12 protein-coding genes are annotated in these 17450 nt (G+C 67.8%); 6 read left to right on the top strand and 6 right to left on the bottom strand.

Features of this window, described 5'->3' with window-relative positions; all coding sequences use genetic code 11:
- Window positions 1–75: 75 nt before the first annotated feature.
- The 4 genes from FBZ90_RS15390 to FBZ90_RS15405 form a co-directional block, all read right to left on the bottom strand.
- Entirely contained in the window at window positions 76–2136 is a 2061-nt protein-coding gene (locus FBZ90_RS15390; RefSeq protein WP_145733544.1) for a hypothetical protein, read from the bottom strand.
- 135 nt (window positions 2137–2271) lie between these two features.
- Window positions 2272–3264: a dipeptide epimerase gene (locus FBZ90_RS15395; protein ID WP_186455825.1), complete on the bottom strand. Its 993-nt coding sequence runs from the start codon at window positions 3262–3264 to the stop codon at window positions 2272–2274.
- Window positions 3261–4607, bottom strand: a complete 1347-nt coding sequence (locus FBZ90_RS15400; protein WP_145733546.1) for an MFS transporter — start codon at window positions 4605–4607, stop codon at window positions 3261–3263. Before FBZ90_RS15400 ends, FBZ90_RS15395 begins: the two co-directional genes overlap by 4 nt.
- Before the next feature lie 54 nt (window positions 4608–4661).
- On the bottom strand, window positions 4662–5321 hold the full coding sequence (locus tag FBZ90_RS15405) for a helix-turn-helix domain-containing protein (RefSeq protein ID WP_145733548.1): 660 nt from the start codon (window positions 5319–5321) through the stop codon (window positions 4662–4664).
- A 168-nt stretch (window positions 5322–5489) separates the two neighbouring features.
- Between FBZ90_RS15405 and FBZ90_RS15410 the strand changes: the two genes are divergently transcribed.
- Entirely contained in the window at window positions 5490–7694 is a 2205-nt protein-coding gene (locus tag FBZ90_RS15410; RefSeq protein ID WP_145733550.1) for a TonB-dependent receptor, read from the top strand.
- 18 nt (window positions 7695–7712) lie between these two features.
- Window positions 7713–9680, top strand: a complete 1968-nt coding sequence (locus tag FBZ90_RS15415) for a serine hydrolase domain-containing protein (RefSeq protein ID WP_246130434.1) — start codon at window positions 7713–7715, stop codon at window positions 9678–9680.
- Window positions 9681–9707: 27 nt separating this feature from the next.
- Here the strand turns inward: FBZ90_RS15415 and FBZ90_RS15420 are convergent, their stop codons facing one another.
- A complete protein-coding gene (locus FBZ90_RS15420) occupies window positions 9708–10505 on the bottom strand; it encodes an MBL fold metallo-hydrolase (protein WP_246130435.1) in 798 nt (265 codons plus the stop codon).
- A gap of 381 nt (window positions 10506–10886) precedes the next feature.
- Here FBZ90_RS15420 and ubiT point away from each other — a divergent pair, with 381 nt between their 5' ends.
- From ubiT to FBZ90_RS15440, 4 genes are all read left to right on the top strand, one after another.
- Window positions 10887–11498, top strand: a complete 612-nt coding sequence (ubiT, locus tag FBZ90_RS28665) for a ubiquinone anaerobic biosynthesis accessory factor UbiT (protein ID WP_145733554.1) — start codon at window positions 10887–10889, stop codon at window positions 11496–11498.
- Window positions 11495–12502, top strand: coding sequence for a ubiquinone anaerobic biosynthesis protein UbiU (gene ubiU, locus FBZ90_RS15430; protein WP_145733556.1), 1008 nt, complete (start codon window positions 11495–11497; stop codon window positions 12500–12502). Before ubiT ends, ubiU begins: the two co-directional genes overlap by 4 nt.
- A gap of 14 nt (window positions 12503–12516) precedes the next feature.
- Complete coding sequence (ubiV, locus tag FBZ90_RS15435; RefSeq protein ID WP_145733558.1) at window positions 12517–13440, top strand: ubiquinone anaerobic biosynthesis protein UbiV; 924 nt, start codon at window positions 12517–12519, stop codon at window positions 13438–13440.
- Between the two features lie 116 nt (window positions 13441–13556).
- Window positions 13557–16811 (top strand): DUF3857 domain-containing protein, encoded by a 3255-nt coding sequence (locus FBZ90_RS15440; RefSeq protein ID WP_145733560.1) that lies wholly within the window; start codon window positions 13557–13559, stop codon window positions 16809–16811.
- 21 nt (window positions 16812–16832) lie between these two features.
- On the opposite strand, the gene FBZ90_RS15445 is transcribed toward FBZ90_RS15440, so the two are convergent.
- Window positions 16833–17057, bottom strand: a complete 225-nt coding sequence (locus tag FBZ90_RS15445) for a hypothetical protein (RefSeq protein WP_186455826.1) — start codon at window positions 17055–17057, stop codon at window positions 16833–16835.
- Between the last annotated feature and the right edge of the window lie 393 nt (window positions 17058–17450).

The raw sequence follows: 17450 nt of genomic DNA on the forward strand, positions 1-17450 counted from the left end.
GAAACAAGGAAACGGGTTCCCGTTCTATCGCGGTTGCGCAAATTTGGTAAAGGGCCATTTCCGACCCCGCGCCCTTCACCGGCCGGAGTGCGGCCCCAGGGGCGACCGAACAGCGAGATAGACGGTACTCCACAATTGGGCGGCGTTGGCCTCATCGGCATCGCCGCCGCTGGCGCCAAAAGCGACGGGCTGGTAGCGCCCGTCCTGATAGGACCAGGACCAAAGCTCCGAATTGCGCAACGACCGCGTGGCGTCGATGGCTTGCCAAAGTGCCGCCTGGGCCTGGCGCAAACGCCGCCGGGTGCCGGCAGGCAAATCCGACCGCCGCGCCTGACGGTCCAGGCCAGCCGCCATCATGGCCTGCTGCCAGGACCAGACCACGCTGCCATGGTAGGCGCTGCGGGTGAAGCGGGCCTGCACGTCGGCCGGCGCGAAGGCCGGGTTGGCCACGACCATGCCGGCATCCGTCATCAGGCCCGCGGGAAAGGGACGCAGCAGGCTCGCCGCCACCTGATCCAGCGTGCGGGCATCGGGCCGGCCGAACAGCAGGCCGTAGCCCTCATCGGAATGCATGACCGGCACCGGGTCGCCCGTACGGGTCAGCGACAGCGCATGGAAGCGGACAGCGCCACGGCCCAGGGCGGCGGCCGTGTCCGGGACACCAAGGTCGCGGGCGTAGGCCCCAACCGCCGCCTTGGCACGCCGTTCCGGCACCGTGACGGTGAACAGCGGCGGCGCCTTGGCCCGCCACACCGCCGCCATGCCGGCGGCCCGCGACAGCAGCGGCCGGTCACCCGGGTCGAGGTAGGGGTCGAGCAGTCCGCTTTTCAGCAGGGCGGTACAGGCGTCCAAGGCCGCTGGAACCAGAATGGCGTTGACGTCGTAGGCATAGAGGCCGCCGCCCAGGCCGGCGGCGCTGTCACGCCATTGCCCCACAGGCAGGCCATGCTTCAGACGGATCATGTTGGAATAGCGCGGCTCACGGGCGAAGGCGGCGGCATGCAGCACCACATACCGCAGGTTCTGCACCAGATCGCGGCCCACGGGGCCCACCTGAGCGTCCCGGCCGTCACCGCTGGCGAGGAACGCGCCGGCGCGCGCCCGGCCGCGCGGATCGTCCAGCAGCCACGGCCGCGTCACCACCGACAGCATGAAGTCGCTGTCGATCATCTTGTAATCGTAGACCGGCTCATCAGAGGCGGTGGCCTCGCGCTTCAGATGGTCCAGGATGGCGAATTCGCCCACGTCCTCCTCATGCGCGACCTCCCCGATCAAGGACAGACGGGCGAAAACGGAGCGCAAGCCGGCCTCCACCGCCTCCGCCCGCAGCGCGGGCATCAACAGCATGACCGACATCATGGTGTCGCGACCGAAGTAGGTGTCGAAGCGCCAGGACCCGGCCAGGAGTTTCTCCTGATAGCTGAGGAAGGCCAGGGTATCGCGGGCGGCCGTGTCGGGGGCGGCACGGTCGTTCAACAGGGCCTCAGCCGGCAGGGGGGTCAGCGGCGTTTCCCCGGTCAGGGCGGTGATACGCAGGCCGATGCTGCCGTCGGGGGCGGCCAGCAGCGCCGTGTCCGTCGCCTGGCCGTGCACCACCTCGACGGACAGGCGGTAACCGGGCTTCCCGTCCAGACGGTCGCGGGCCCAGGAAAAGCGGCCACCGTCGCGCAGGAGGTCGGGGCTGATGCTGTCGGGCACGGTGTGCAAGGCATCATAGTCGCGCAGGACGCGGGTGCTGGATAGCACCGCCTGGCGGATGCCAACGCTGCCCGCCGCCAGGCGGGCCTCGAAGGTGATTCCCCGCAAGGGTCGGCCTTGCGCGTCATTTTCCGTCACGGGTGTGGGCGGCGCCGTCAGGGTCCAGTCACCCGACCCCTGGCCCTGCGGCACGTCCAGCCACAGGCCCACGCCGCTGTTGCCTGCTGGAAAGGCCACGATGACGCGGGGATCGGCACCGGCGCGCAGCACCAGATGGGCGGCCACGTCGCCGGCGCGCACGAACTGGTTGATGTTGCGTCCCTCCGCCACGCCGTAGGACAAGCCTGCCGTCTCGGCGGCGGACGCCACCTCCATCGGCGCCATCAGCAGCGACAGGGCGAAAGCGACGGGGGCGAATAGGTGGAGGAAACGCGGCATGGCGGCGGCACCTTCGTGCGGAACGACAGCGGACAAGAAACTAGTCCGCCGCCCGGTTCCGTCGAGCTGGCAAGCCGCCGCCAACGGGCACCAGGGAGAGATACCCCTAGAAGCGAAGGGGCCGCCGCCGTCGGATCAGCCCACCCCCCAGAAGTGGGCCGGGACCATGACCTTTCCCGCTTGATAGATGCCCCGGTCGGCACCGGGTTCCGCCAGGAAATAAGGCCCGTCCAAGTCAACGACATCGCACAGCTGGGCCAGCACGAATCCCGGCGCCGTGGAAAGCACCGAGCCCGCCATATTGCCGACCATGACGCCCAGGCCCAGGCGCCGGGCCTCCGCCACCATGGCCAGCCCCTCGGTCAGGCCGCCGCACTTGTCCAGCTTGATGTTGACGATGTCGAAGCGCCCCTGGTGCCGCCGCAGTTCCGCCAGGTCCAGGATGCTTTCATCCGCCGCGACCGGCAGCGGCGCGTCCCAGCCATCCAGCAGATGCTCGCTGCCCCGCCGGACCGGCTGCTCCAGAAGTGCCACGCCTTGGTCCACCAACAGGGCGGCCAGGGGCTCCAGGTCCGTCGCGCCGAAGCCCTGGTTGGCATCGACGGAAAGCCAGACGTCAGGCCGCCGGGCGCGTACGGCCCGCACCCGTTCTGTGTCCGCCGCCAAATCGCCCTCCAGCTTCAGCTTGATGGCGGTGGCGCCGGTGAAGCCCTCCAACCGGCGCAGGATCTCCGCCGGATCGTCGGCCGGCAGGGTGAAGGTGGTCACCTGGGGCCTGGGTTCCGGAACGCCGGCCAACCGCCAGACCGGTGTGCCGGTTTGGAGGGACTCCAACTCCCACAGGGCGCAATCCAGGGCGTTGCGGGCCCCCCCCGGCGGCAGCAGGGATTGCAGGCCCAGGCGGTCCACACCCGCCTCCAGCGCGGGGCGCACCCGCTCGATCTCCCGCTCCATATGGGGCGGGTCGTCGTTCAGGTAGTAGACGCCGGCGGCCTCGCCATGGCCGAAGTGGGTCCCGTCACCCAGGGTGACGATGACGGCGGGCATGGCGTTCAACAGATAACCGGAGATGCGGAACGGTTCACGCATGCGCATGGCGTCCCGGCGATAGGTAATGGAAAGGCTCACCGACTGACACTCCGAGCGGTTCGGGAGGCATGGAGGAAAAGCAGGGCGGCCGCCCCCGCCAGCGGGGCGATGACCAGCGTCAGCGATTGGCCAATGGCCAAGGGATCGGCGAAGACGTGGTCGGTGACATAGCCGGTGAGCGTGGCGCCGCCGCCCAGGCCCAGCAGGATGTTGCCGAAGGAAATAAAGGACACGGTCAGGCCCCGGGCCCGGTTGGGCACGATCTCCTGCACCGCCGTGATGCCGATGGTGCCGGCGGCGCTGGAAAACAGGGTCCACAGGGTGACCGCGGCCAGCACTTGCGACGGGGACGATGTCAGCGACACCAGAGCGAAAGGAAAGGCCAGGGCGGCGCAGACGGTGGCGACCCAGATGCGGCCGGGGGGACCGTACCGCTTGACCGCGACGTCGCTGATGACACCACCCGCGACCGTCGCCACCACGCCGGCGGCGACGACCAGAGAGCCCAGCGCCAGGCCCACCGCATCCGGCGTCATGGCGTAGCGGCGGCTGAGCAGCGCCGGGGCCCAGGCTATGAGGGCGAAGTCGCCGACGGACATGAAGGCGCAGCAGACGATGACCGGGATCAGCACCGCGCGCACGGCCGCCAGTTGGGCGACAATCTCGCGCAGCGCCGTCGCCTCCTGCCCGCCAGCCGCGCCCGCCGATACTTCACTGCGTCGCGCGGGTTCGCGGATGGGCAGCAGGGCCAGCAACAGCGGCAGGCCGGCGAGGCCCAACAGCACGAGCACCGCGCGCCAGGCCGCCAGCCCGTCCAGGAGGGGAATGCCCTGGAAGCCGCCGGATGCCGCCAATCCCAGCACGGCACCGCCGATGGCGATGGCGACGCCGCCGCCGATGGTCATGCCCATGACAAAGACGCCGGTGGCCAGGCCCCGGCGTTCGGCCGGGAACATGTCGGCGATCATGGACATGGCGGCAGGGGCCAAGGCCGCCTCCCCCACCCCCACGATCAGGCGGCCGGCGAACAGCACCCAGAACGAGGGGGCGTAGCCGCACAGCAGCGTGCCGATGCTCCACAATCCGACGCCAGCCCAGATGACGGCGCGGCGCGGCAGGATGTCGGCCAGGCGACCCAGCGGCAGCCCGGCGATGGAATAGATGAGCGCGAAAGCGACACCCTGCAGCACCCCGATCTGGGTGTCGCTGATGCCAAGGTCGTCCCGTATCGGGTCCACCAGCAGACTCAGGATCTGCCGGTCCGTGTAGGAAAGGATAGCCGCGACGCAGAAAAGGGTCACGACCGACCAGGCCACCACGGGCCGCGGCCATGCCTGGGTGTCCCTGGTGGTTATGCCACTGTTGAGGGGTGCGATCTGCATGATGGGGTCAGCATCACACAGCCCGCCCGCTGTTTCAATATCAGAAACAGCGGTTCAAACCGTTTCCTCATCCGTGGCCGGTGACAGCTTCCATGCCCTGGCCGCGGACTGGGCCAGGCGCTGGATTCCAGGCCCGGCGCAAACGGACAGCACGCGGCACGTCTCCTCGCTCACGCGCACGTAGACATGGCTCATGCCGCTGTCGAAATAGACGGAATCGCCGGCCTCAAGGCGCAAGGGGGCGTAAAGGTCGGTATGCAGTTCCATGGCGCCGGACAGGACGTAGAGGTACTCCTCCCCCGAATGGCGCACCATGCCCCCCATTTCCTCCACGCTGCGGGCCCTTACCTCAATGATGATCGGGACCATCAATTTGCCCAGCAAGTCCGCCGCCGGGTACTGATGGGCGTGCAGGTCGGAGGTGGCGCCGGGGGAACGGCCGGCGCGGGATACGCTGCGGCGGCCGCCCGCCGGCGGGGCCGGCGTCTCAGGACCGGCCCCGCTGACCAGGGTGCCGATGTCCACGCCCAACCCCTGCGCCAAGCGCAGCAGCTTGTCGTAGGTCATTTCCATCTTGCCGTTCTCCAGCTTGGACAGGGTGGAGAACGGCATGCCGATACGGGCCGCCAGCGCCCGTAACGTCAGCCCCTGCTTGACCCGCGCCGCCCGCAAGGCCAGCGCCGGATGGGCCCGGTCCGGGGCAGGTTTGGCCATACGTGCGTCTCCTTCATGCTCAAGCTTTCCAAGGCCCCCAAGTTGCATCAGGGCCTGACGGAAAACCAGCACCACGACGCCCAGCCATTCGCGTTACAGAAACACTGTTGCCAAATCTGAAACACCTGCCATCATACGCGCCAGATAACGATCAGGGAGATCGGGCAAATGCGGGGAACCAGGGCATTCCTCTGCGCTGGCGTGGCGGCGTTGGCCGCCAACACCGGCGCCTGGGCGCAACAGGCACCGGACGCGGCAGGACCGGCGGCCGCATCCGCCGCGTCAGACGTGCTGGACGAAATCATCGTCACGGCGCAGAAGCGGACCGAGCGGCTGATCGACGTTCCCCAGTCCGTTTCCGCCGTCTCGGCCGAAGCCTTGCAGCAGGCCCATGCCGAACGGCTGGACGATTATTTCACCCGCGTGCCCAGCGCCGCGTTGGTGGAGACGCAGGCGGGCCAGGCGCGCCTGATCTTGCGCGGGGTCAATACCGGCGGGGTGGGGGCGACGGTCGCCACCTATGTGGACGAAACGCCTTATGGATCGGCCACGTCGCTGGCCAACGGGGCCATCCTGACCCCCGACCTGGACCCCTCGGATTTGGAACGGGTGGAGGTGCTGCGCGGCCCCCAAGGCACGCTCTACGGCGCCAACTCCCTGGGCGGCCTCATCAAGTATGTGACCGTGGCGCCCAGCACGGACGGCGTTCACACGGCCGCCGAGGTCAGCACCGAGACCGTGGCCCACGGCGATACCGGCTGGTCCGGCCGCGCGTCGGTCAACGTCCCGCTGGCCGACAGCCTGGCCGTGCGGGCCAGCGGCTTCTACCGCCGGGACCCCGGGTTCATCGACGACCAGCGCGGCAAGGACATCAACGACGGCCGCACCTATGGCGGCCGCGTCTCCGCCCTGTTCCGTCCGACGGACGCTCTCACCCTTCGCGGGTCAGTGGTCGTGCAGAACCTGGACAGCAACGGCACCAACCAGGTCGACGTCGACCCCATGACCCTGCGTCCGGCTCTGGGCGATTACCGGCAGGCGCGCGTGGTCGCCCAGCCCAACGACATGCGGTATCGGGTCTACAACCTGACCGGCACCTATGATTTCGGCCCGGTGCAGCTGCTGTCCTCCACCAGCTACAGCACCCTGTTCCAGGATGCGCTGGTGGATGTGAGCGGCCTTTACGGTGATTTGCTGACGGGGGCCTTCGGTGTGCCCCTGGGCGCGTCGCAGGTGCAGCGGGTGCAGCAGCGCCGCTTCACAGAGGAAATGCGCCTGGCGTCCACCGACGGCGGGCGGCTGGACTGGACGGTGGGCGGCTTCTACACGCGGGAGCGGAACGCCATCATGCAGTTGATTAACGGCGTGGATAACCTCAGCGGGGCGCCCATCGCCGACTTCGCCAACCTGGCCGATGCGCGGCTCAACTCCCGCTATGAGGAATATGCCGGCTTCGCCAGCGGTACCCTGCACATCACCGACCAGATCGACCTGACGGTCGGCGGGCGCTACAGCCACAACGAACAGGATGCGGTGCAGTTGGGCAGCGGCCCTTTGGCTGGCGACGCGAACTACACCGCCAGTTCCTCGGACGGGGTCTTCACCTATTCCGTGGCGCCATCGTTCAAGCCGAACGAGGACACCACCCTGTATGTCCGCGTGGCGCGCGGCTACCGCCCCGGCGGCCCCAACGTGCTGCCGCCCACGGCACCAGGCGCCGTGCCCCGGCAATTCGGCGCCGACACCACCACCAACTATGAAATCGGCGTGAAGTCCGAGGCGTGGGGGCGCCGGCTGTCACTGGAACTGACGGGGTTCTACATCGACTGGAACAACATCCAGCTGTTCAGTTCGGTCGACGGCTACGGCGTCAACGTCAATGGCGGTTCCGCCCGCAGCCGGGGCATCGAAGCGTCGGTCACGGTCAAGCCGATGAGCGGCCTGACCGTGTCGCTGAACGGGGCCCTGGTCGATGCCACGCTCACCAGCGACGCGCCCCCGCTGGTCGGCGGCCTCAAGGGCGACCGCCTGCCCTATAGCGCCCGCTATTCCTCCACCCTGGCGGTGGAATATCAGCGGCCGCTGAGTGGAGCGGTCGACGGGTTCGCCGGCGTCAGCTGGCGCTACACCGGGGATCGCCTTTCGGCCTTCGACACCAGCTACGGTCAACACCACCTCAGCGCCTACAGCCAGGTGGACGCCCATGCCGGGATCACCATGGGGCCCTATCGGATCGAGGCATTCGTGCGCAACCTGACCGACAGCCGCGGCATCCTGGATGTCGGTACCGCCGGGTCGGCCCTCGATGGCAACGTCACCGCGGCCATCGTGCGCCCCCGCTCCTTCGGGGCCACGCTTGGCTTCCGCTACTAAAGGCAAGGACAGGACAAGATGTGGAAGGTTCGCCTCTTAGCGCTTCTCATGGCCGCGCTGGCCTCGGTCGCCGCGGCCCAGTCCCCCGCCGACCTTAAGCCCACGCCCCCGGTGCCAACGTCCGCCCCCGAAAGTCCACCGGCGCCCGCGTCCACGCTGACCAAGGCGGACGTGGACACCTGGTTGGACGGCTACATGCCCTACGCCCTGCAGACCGGCGACATCGCCGGCGCGGTGGTGGTGGTGGTGAAGGACGGCCAGGTGCTGACTCAGCGCGGCTTCGGCTATGCCGACGTCAAGGAAAAGAAGCCGGTGGACCCCGCCGGCACCCTGTTCCGTCCCGGCTCCATCTCCAAGCTGTTCACCTGGACGGCGGTGATGCAGCAGGTGCAGGCCGGCAAGCTGGACCTGGACCGGGACGTCAATGACTATCTGGACTACAAGATTCCCCCGGCCTTCGGCAAACCGATCACGCTGCGCCATATCATGACGCACACGCCTGGGTTCGAGGAGACGGCCAAGTACCTGCTGCTGACCGACCCCAAGCTGGCCAAGCCGCTGGGTGAGGCGATGAAGCGCTGGGTGCCGACGCGCATCTACGCCCCGGGACAAATCCCGGCCTATTCCAACTACGGCGCCTCGATGGCGGGCTATATCGTGGAGCGCGTGTCGGGCGAACCCTTCGCCCAATACATCCAGAACCATATCTTCACGCCCCTGGGCATGCAGCATTCCACCTTCGTCCAGCCGCTGCCGGCCAACCTGGCCGGTGGCATGTCCAAGGGTTATCAGCAGGCGTCCAAGGAACCGCAGCCGTTCGAGATCATCGATATGTCGCCGGCGGGCGCCCTGTCCGCCACCGGCGCCGACATGGCGCAGTTCATGATCGCCCACTTGGCGCATGGCGGGCCGCTGCTGGACAAGGCGACGGCGGAGCAGATGTACGCCAACGCCAACACCCCCTATCCCGGCCTGCCCGCCATGGGGCTGGGCTTCTACCATGAGGACCGCAACGGCCGCCGCATCGTGGGCCATGGCGGCGACACCGACGTCTTCCATTCCGACCTGCACCTGTTCATCGACGACGGCGTCGGCCTCTACATGTCCTTCAACAGCGCCGGGCGCGAGGCTGCTGCCCATGTGCTGCGGGAGCATATCTTCGTCGACTTCACGGACCGCTATTTCCCCCAGCCCAAGCCCGAGCTGCCCACGGCCCCCACCGCCAAGGAACACGCCCGGCTCATGGCCGGGCACTATATCAGCAGCCGCGGCTCCGAGACCAACTTCATGCGCCTGTTCAGCCTGCTGGGCGAGGCCCAGATCGTGGCGAACGATGACGACACCATCACCGTCTCCGCCCTGCGGAACGCCGCCCAGGTGCCGAAGCGCTGGCGCGAGGTCGGCCCCTGGCTGTGGCAGGACGCGGAAGGCAAGGAGCGTCTGGCGGCCGTGGTGAAGGACGGCAAGGTGGTCATGTTCTCTATCGGCGCCTACGCCCCCATCATCGAGTTCGTGCCGGCGCCGGGCTCGCTGAACGCCGGCTGGATCACGCCGGTGATGGCGATGGCCCTGGGCGTGCTGGCCCTGACCGCCCTATCCTGGCCCGTCGTCGCCCTGGTGCGCCGCCGCTACCGCTATACCCCCGGCATCACCGGGCGGGCGCTGGTCCTGCATCGCGCCACACGGGCCGCGGCCTGGCTGGTCCTGGTCTTCGTCCTGGGCTGGGGAATTATGCTGTCGGTCATCAACAACGGTGTGGATGCCCTGGATGGCCGGCTGGACATCTGGATGCGCCTGATGCAGCTGGTGTTGCTGGCCACCATTGCCGGCACCGTGGCCGCCATCTGGAACGCCTACGACATCGCTACCCGGGCCGGGCGGCGCCCCTGGAGCATTGTCTGGGCCGTGCTCGTGGCGCTGTCCCTGGTCTTCCTGGTGTGGCTGGCCATCGACGTCAAACTGCTGACACTGACGCTGGACTTTTGACGGAAGGCGGCGCCTTGACCGGGCGCGTCAGGGCGCCGTCCAGACGTCTCCCGGTTCCAGGGCCTTGAACCGGTCGGGGCCCAGACCCTCGCGCGCCAGGGCCTGGGCCAGCTCTTCCGGGGGGGCCAGGCGTTCCTCGTCCGACAGGGGAAAGGTGCCCCAATGCACGGCCAGGCCCTGGCGGGCGCCGCAGTCGGCCAGGATGCGCACGGCCTCCGCCGGGTCGCAGTGCTGCTGCTTCATGAACCAGCGCGGGGCATAAGCGCCGATGGGCAGGATGGCGACGGTGGGCGCGCCATGGTGCCGCCGGACATCGCGAAAGATGGCGCCGTCGCCATAGCCGGTGTCGCCCGCTATGTAGACCGGCCCATGGGGCGTGCGCAGCACGAAGCCGCACCACAGCGCCATGCGCCGGTCACCCAGGCGTCGCGCCGACCAGTGATAGGCCGGGTGGAAACAGGCGGTGATGGCGGGGCCGAGCGCGATCGTCTGGCCCCAATCTCCCGTTTCCACCGGCAGGGGCCCCACCTCGCGCGCCACAACGCGGTCATTGCCCAGAGGCGCCAGGATGCGGGGTCGGTGGGCGGCCCAGAGCCGCCGCAGCGTGCCCACATCCAGATGGTCGTAATGGTTGTGGGTCAGCAGCACCACGTCGATGGGCGGCAGGTCATCGAAGGCGACGCCCGGCCGGTTGACACGGCGCGGCCCGATCCACTGGAAGGGACTGGCCCGTTCCGACCACACCGGGTCCACCAGCAGGTTCAGGCCGGCCACCTGGATCAGCACGCTGGCGTGACCGATCATGGTGATGGCCAGGCCGTCCACCCGCTCCCGGGGACGGACCTGGCGCCCGGGAGCGGCCTCAGGCCAAATCGGCCGGGTTCCGCCCCAGCGCCAGCGCAATATTTCCGAGAGGCTTCGGTCTGTAGGGGCCTGCCCGGGGTTGAAAAAGCGGACGCCATCAAAATGATCCGTCACCGGACCATTGTAATACGGATTAGCAGGCATTCGGGGGCCGCACCATGCGTGGCTGAAACCGTTCCCTTTTATCGGGATGGGTGGGGGGCGTTTCAAGGGCAACGCCGCCGCATTATTGTGCCATGTCAACGACATTCCCGGCAGCGGCCGCCCACAGTCGACTGGTTTTCCACCCGCCGCCGCACAGCCTGTTTCGCGCAGCCTTGGGGCAGCCTTGGGGATGATCCCGTGAGCCTAGACCCAACCGACCCTCCCCCCCTGTCGCCCGTGCTGCTGGCCGGGCTGGCGGCGCGCCTGATGCCGCCCCTGCCGCTGCTGGGCCGGCCCCTGACGGGGCCCGTTGCCGCGCGCCTGGCACAGGCGGCGTTCGACCGCTTGCGCCGTCGGCACCAGGGGGTGTTCGACCGGCTGGCGGTGTTGGGGGAGCGGGCATTCCTGGTCGATCCCAGCGACCTGCCGGTGCGCTTCCTGCTGCGGCCGGCGGGGGCTCGGCCGGGCCTCTGGCCCATCGCCGAGGGTAACGCCGCCCCGGCAGCGGCAGCCACCTTGCGGGCGCCGCTGGGTGCGCTGCTGGCCCTGCTGGAAGGGCGGGTGGACGGGGACTCCCTGTTCTTCAGCCGGCAATTGATGATCGAGGGCGATATGGAGGCGGTGCTGATCCTGCGCAACGCCGTGGATGGCGCGGACGTCACGCTGGAGCGCGACCTGGCAGACCGGCTGCCCCCGCGCCTGCTGTCCCTGGGGCGGCGCTGGTATGGCGAGATCGACAGCCTGCTGCACCTGGCGGCACGCGCGGCGATACAGCCCGCCAGCCAGCCGGTAACGGAGATCCGGCCATGAGCGCGCCATCCCTGTCCCTGGTCTGCCCCGCCGGAACCCCGGCCGCCCTGGACGCGGCGCTGGAGGCCGGCGCCGATGCCGTCTATTGCGGCTTCGCCGACGCGACCAACGCGCGCAACTTCCCCGGCCTGAATTTCAGCCAGGCGGAGATGCGCGCCGCCGCGACCCGCACCCATAAGGCTGGACGGTCGCTCTACATCGCCATCAACACCTTCCCCAAGGCGGGGGATGAAGCCACCTGGCACCGCGCGGTGGACAATGCGGCCGAGGCCGGCGCGGACGCCGTCATCCTGGCCGACCTGGGCCTGCTGGCCTATGCCCAGGCCCATCACCCGGGCTTGCGCCTGCATCTGTCGGTCCAGGCCGCCGCCTCCACCCCCGAGGCCATCCGCTATCTGGCCCAGACCTTCGGCGTGCAGCGGGTGGTCCTGCCCCGCGTGCTGACCCTGGCGGAGGTGACGGACCTGACGGCGGCGGTGGCGCCGGTGGAAACGGAAGTCTTCGCCTTCGGCGGCATGTGCGTGATGGCGGAGGGGCGCTGTCAGCTGTCCAGCTATGTCACGGGCCAGTCGCCCAACACGCACGGCGTCTGCTCCCCCGCCGGGGCCGTCCAGTTCCGGCGCGAGGCCGGCGGCGATGTCACCTCCCGGCTGGGCGATGTCACCATCGACCGCCACCCGGCGGGCGCGCCGGCCGGCTATCCCACCCTGTGCAAGGGACGGTTCCAGGCCAACGGCACCACCGGATACCTGTTCGAGGAGCCGACCTCCCTGAACGCCGCCGACCACATCCCCGGCCTGATCAAGGCGGGGGTCCGTGCCCTGAAGATCGAGGGCCGCCAGCGGGGCCGCGCCTATGTCACCCGCGTGGTGGGGGAATTCCGCCGCGCCATCGACGCCGCCCTGTCGGGCGGCTTCACCGTGCCCGACCTGGCCCGGGGGCTGGCCAGCGAGATGGAAGGCGGCCGCGCCACCGCCGGCGCCTATGACCGGCGCTGGCGCTGAAAGGGAGGATGATCATGAGCCTCGACCGTCCCAAGCTGACCCTGGGCCCGCTGCACTTCCACTGGCCGGCGGCCCGGCGCCGCGACTTCTACGCCCGCATCGCGGATGAGGCGCCGGTCGACACCGTCGTGCTGGGAGAGGTGGTGTGTTCCAAGCGGGCACCCTTCTTCGACGGCGACATCCCCGAGGTGGCGGAACGGCTGCGCCGCGCCGGCAAGGAGGTGGTGCTGGGCAGCCTGGCCCTGGTCATGCAGGCGCGCGAACGCCAAGGCGTGATGGACCTGGCGGCCAGCGACGACTTCCTGGTGGAGGCCAACGACTTGACCGCGGTGGCCGCCTGCGCCGGCCGCCCGCACGCCATCGGCCCCCTGGTCGCCGTGTACAACCCCAGCACCCTGGAACTGATGGCGCGCCAGGGCGCCACGCGGGTGTGCCTGCCGGGCGAGTTGACAGCCGACGCCATTGCAGCGTTGGCGGGGGCCGCCTTGGCCACGGGCACGCAGCTTGAGGTGCAGGCCTTCGGCCGGCTGCCGCTGGCCATCTCCGCCCGCTGCTACCATGCCCGCGCACATGGCCTGCATAAGGACGGCTGTCGCTATGTCTGTGAAAAGCATCCCGACGGCATGGACCTGGACACCTTGGACGGCGCCCCCTTCCTGGCAGTGAACGGGGTACAAACCCTGTCGGGCAGCTACCTGGACCTGCTGTGCGACCTGGACCGCCTACGCTCGCTGGGGGTGGCCCGCTTCCGCCTGTCGCCGCAGGATTGCGACATGGTGGCGGTGACGGAAACCTTCCGCGCCGTGCTGGACGGCAGCGTGCCAGTAGCCCCGGCCCGCGACCGCCTGCGCGACCTGTGCCCCGGCCGGCGCTTCAGCAACGGCTTCCTGCACGGGGTGGAGGGCATGACCTACCGCGCGGCGGCGGGGAGCTTTTAGGGACGGGGTATCTGCACAAAAATTGCGCGAAAGATGCATCCACACCACGCCAGCGCCGAATTGCAAATGCCGGCGAGACCGCTATCCTCAAGCGTATTAATCTTTGGGGGTAGCCGATGCGGTATATGTGGGCGTGGATTGTATTGTCCTTTGCTTGGGGCATCCAGCCGGGCGAGGCCAAGGCCACCGACGCGCCTCTGCGGGGACCCGCCGCTGCTTGGGTAAAGCAACCCGCCCTCCCCTCGAAGATAGGCCCGAAGGGCGAGGCCGCCATTCAACTGTTGCTGCAAGATGAGCAACTGAATTTCACGCCGAACGGCACGGAATTCTTCCTTGAGACGGCGACCCGAATTCAGACACCGCAGGGCCTGGCCGCCGTCGGGACGTTGACCCTGCCGTGGAAGCCATCCACCGACACCCTGATCATACATAAACTCAACATCATCCGTGATGGTGAGGTCATCGATGTGCTGGCCAGGCAGTCCTTCACTGTCCTCCGCCGTGAACAAAACCTTGAGTATGCGGCGCTTGACGGCGTGCTGACCGCCGCGTTGCAACCCGAGGACCTGCGCGTGGGCGACATCTTGAACCTCGCCTACACCTTGAAACGCAACGACCCCGTGCTGAAAGGGGCGGCCGACTGGACGCTGACCGCCCTCGCGGACCTGCCCACCGGCCATCTGTCGTTGCGTGCCCTGTGGCCCCGGAAGCAATCACCCCACTGGAAAGCCAGCGAGGCGCTGCCCGGCGCCAAGGAAAGCCGGGACGGCGAAACGGTGGAGCTGACGCTGGCGCAGGATGACACACAGGCGCTGATACAACCGGCAGGAGCGCCGACGCGCTTCGTGCAGCGTCGCGAGATCCAGGTCAGCGACTTTGCCTCATGGGCGGCCGTCTCCAGCCTTATGCACCCGTTGTTCGCTCACGCGGCCACCTTGACCGAGCAATCGCCGCTGAAGGCTGAAGTGGCGCGGCTGCGGGCCCTGTCGCCCGACCCCAAGGTTCAGGCGGCAGCGGCGCTGACCCTGGTGCAGGATCAAGTCCGCTACGTCTTCCTGGGGCTGAATGACGGGGCGCTGGTGCCAGCGACGGCGGACGAAACCTGGAGCCGCAGGTTCGGCGACTGCAAGGCCAAGACAGCGTTGCTGCTTGCCTTGCTGCACGAACTGGGCATCACCGCCAGCGCGGTGTTGGTCAACACCGTGGACGGTGACGGGATGGAGGCGCGCCTGCCGGCCTTGCAGCACTTCAATCACGTCCTGGTCCGTGCCACGGTGGGCGGCAAGGATTATTGGCTGGACGGGACACGGATGGAGGACCGCACCTTGGATCGCCTGCCCACTCCGAGTTTTCATTGGGGATTACCGCTGGCCGAGAAGGGGGCAACGCTGATCCCCATCATGCCCGGCCCTCTGGACCGCCCCACCGTCAGCACCACGGTACGCGTCGACGCGTCCGCTGGGATACATCCCCCCGCACCGATACATGTCGAAAGCGTTTTCACCGGCATCGCAGCCATAGGCCTGAAACAACAGCTGGCCAATCTCATGCCCGCCGATCTGCAGCGCGGCCTGAACGAATATTGGCGCAAGCAATATGACTTCGTCGACGTGACCTCGGTGTCCGCCACCTATGACGACACGGCGGAGACGGAAACGCTGATCATGGACGGCGTGGCCCGCATGGACTGGCAATACAACCGATATGAAATCGACGGGGTTGGCATGGGGTACAAAGCCGACCTGAAACGTACCCCCGGCCCCCACGAAGACGCGCCCTACGCCGTGGCTTTCCCGACCTATACGCGGAATGTGGAAACCATCTTGCTGCCCTACGATGGCGGTGGATTCCATGTCAGCGACGGCGCCAATGTCGACCGTACCATCGGAGCCACGCAGTATCACCGCGTAGCGACGCTGGCAGGCAGAACCTTAACCGTCGAGGCGACCCGGCGCAGCATCGCCCCCGAGTTCCCGGCCAAGGATGCCCCAGCGGTGCAACAAGCGCTGCGGGAGCTCAACAACAGCACCGTTTACGTCTACATGCCGCGTGATTATGCGGCAACGCCCAAGGACATCGAAACCCTCCTAGGCCGGCAACTCACGACCGCCGACGAATACACCGATCGTGGCTACAACCTGATGCGGGCGAAGAGATACAAAGAGGCCATCGCGGACTTCAACAAGGCGGAAGCGTTGAATCCCAAAATGGCAACCGCAATCGCTGACCGGGGCCTTGCCCATTACTGGTTGGGTGAACTGGATCAAGCGGATCAGGATTTCGATAAGGCGAGCGCCATCGATCCCCGCAATGCGTATGTGTTTCAAGGAAGGGGCTTGGTGGCCGCACAGCGCGGCCAATTGAAGGAGGCCGTGGCGGCCCTGTCGACCTCACTGGAAATCGACGCCAATAACGAATTCACGCTGACGCACCGGGCCCAGGCCTATATCCGGATGAAGGATTATGACCGCGCCCTGGACGACCTCGCCGCCGTATTGCACCAGCACCCCGAATGGCTGGACGGCTATAGCTATCGCGCACAGATTTTTTTCACCATGGGCATGCCGGATAAGGCGCTGGCGGAAGGGCAGCGCGTCGTTGACGCCAACCCGAACACAACAGCGGCGTATATTGCCGCAGCCAATATTTACGCCTGGCTCAAGCGCAACGCTGACGCCGTGCGTGTGTTGACCCAGTCACTGGAAATCCAGCCAACGCCGGCGGCCTACACAATGCGGGCGGCCGTTCGCCCCGATACCGACAGGGCGGCAAAGCAGGCCGATCTGGACGCTGCCGTGAAACTGGACCCGAGCTATATAGCGGCCCGGCAGATGCAGGGAAGGCTAGCGATGGACGCTGGCAACCTGGAAGCGGCGGTGGCCGCTTACACAGCGGCGATGGAAATCAACGCAAAAGACTCCAATAACCTGCTCATGCGGGGCATCGCCTATTCCCGGCAACAAAAGGCTGATCTGGCGGCGAAGGATTTCGCGGCCGCCAGGGCGCTGGTCACCAATCCCTGGTCCCTGAACAACATGTGCTGGACGAAGGCCTTGGCCAACGTCGATCTTGAGGGGGCCTTGGCCGATTGCGACGCGGCACTGGCCCAGAAACAGGCTGAGGAGCCCACCTCCGCAACTCTGGATAGTCGCGGCTTCGTGCTGCTGCGGCTCGGCCGGTACGACGACTCCATCGCCAGCTATGACGGGGCTCTGAAGCTGCGGCCCAACAGTTCCATGTCGCTCTTCGGACGGGGCATCGCGCACCTGCGCAAAGGAGAGACGGAGGCGGGCGCCGACGACATCGCCCAGGCGAAAGCGCAATACGCGGACGTCGCCACGGAATTCGCCAAATATGGCATCCAACCCTGACGCCATCCGGCCGCTGGTGAATCAGCGGCCACCCTCCGCCGCGCCCGTCCCCGCATGCGCCGTCCCGTTCTGCCAGCTGTCGGTGTGGGGGCTAGAGACGGTTTCGGGGCTGGGGTGGCGCACGTCGGTGGGGTAGCCGTCCGGCAGGGTGCGACGGTGGGCGCCCAGCGCCTTGCGCATATTGGCCACGTCGTCCACCTCCACAACGGCGCAGATGGCGGACCAGTACACCTCTGCCAGCCTCATGCGGCTTTGGTAGCCTCGGGGACTTCGAAGCGGGGCCCAAGCCCCTGCATGTATCCGGGCATGGCCATACGCCCCATCCAATTGACGGTCGATGAACAGGGGCACCGCGGTCTTGAAATAGATATAGCCAGCGCATCGGCCGACCGGCAGCGGGGCGTCGACAGCCCCTCCTACAGGGCTTGTCGCCGGATATCCGGGCTGGCTGAGTTCCGGGGCCTTTTCAGGTTGGCTGGGCTCATTCGTCATGCGCCTCTCCGCGCGCTATGGGCCTCACGCCCCGCTGGGCAGACTTCAGGCCGTTCAACACCGGGGGAGCAATACCCCAAGCCGAGCCCCAAGCCGGGCGTGGTTCCGTCCTAATTGCCGGGATGGGGGAACAGCGCCGGCGCCCCG

This window comes from Nitrospirillum pindoramense (assembly GCF_007827955.1).
Classification (GTDB): domain Bacteria; phylum Pseudomonadota; class Alphaproteobacteria; order Azospirillales; family Azospirillaceae; genus Nitrospirillum; species Nitrospirillum amazonense_B.

Coding starts and splice junctions, on each gene's coding strand:
- FBZ90_RS15445 (WP_186455826.1), bottom strand. CDS start 17,057: ATGAGGCTGGCAGAGGTGTACTGGTCCGCCATCTGCGCCGTTGTGGAG.
- ubiV (WP_145733558.1), top strand. CDS start 12,517: ATGAGCCTCGACCGTCCCAAGCTGACCCTGGGCCCGCTGCACTTCCAC.
- ubiU (WP_145733556.1), top strand. CDS start 11,495: ATGAGCGCGCCATCCCTGTCCCTGGTCTGCCCCGCCGGAACCCCGGCC.
- FBZ90_RS15415 (WP_246130434.1), top strand. CDS start 7,713: ATGTGGAAGGTTCGCCTCTTAGCGCTTCTCATGGCCGCGCTGGCCTCG.
- FBZ90_RS15390 (WP_145733544.1), bottom strand. CDS start 2,136: ATGCCGCGTTTCCTCCACCTATTCGCCCCCGTCGCTTTCGCCCTGTCG.
- FBZ90_RS15440 (WP_145733560.1), top strand. CDS start 13,557: ATGCGGTATATGTGGGCGTGGATTGTATTGTCCTTTGCTTGGGGCATC.
- FBZ90_RS15410 (WP_145733550.1), top strand. CDS start 5,490: ATGCGGGGAACCAGGGCATTCCTCTGCGCTGGCGTGGCGGCGTTGGCC.
- FBZ90_RS15405 (WP_145733548.1), bottom strand. CDS start 5,321: ATGGCCAAACCTGCCCCGGACCGGGCCCATCCGGCGCTGGCCTTGCGG.
- FBZ90_RS15400 (WP_145733546.1), bottom strand. CDS start 4,607: ATGCAGATCGCACCCCTCAACAGTGGCATAACCACCAGGGACACCCAG.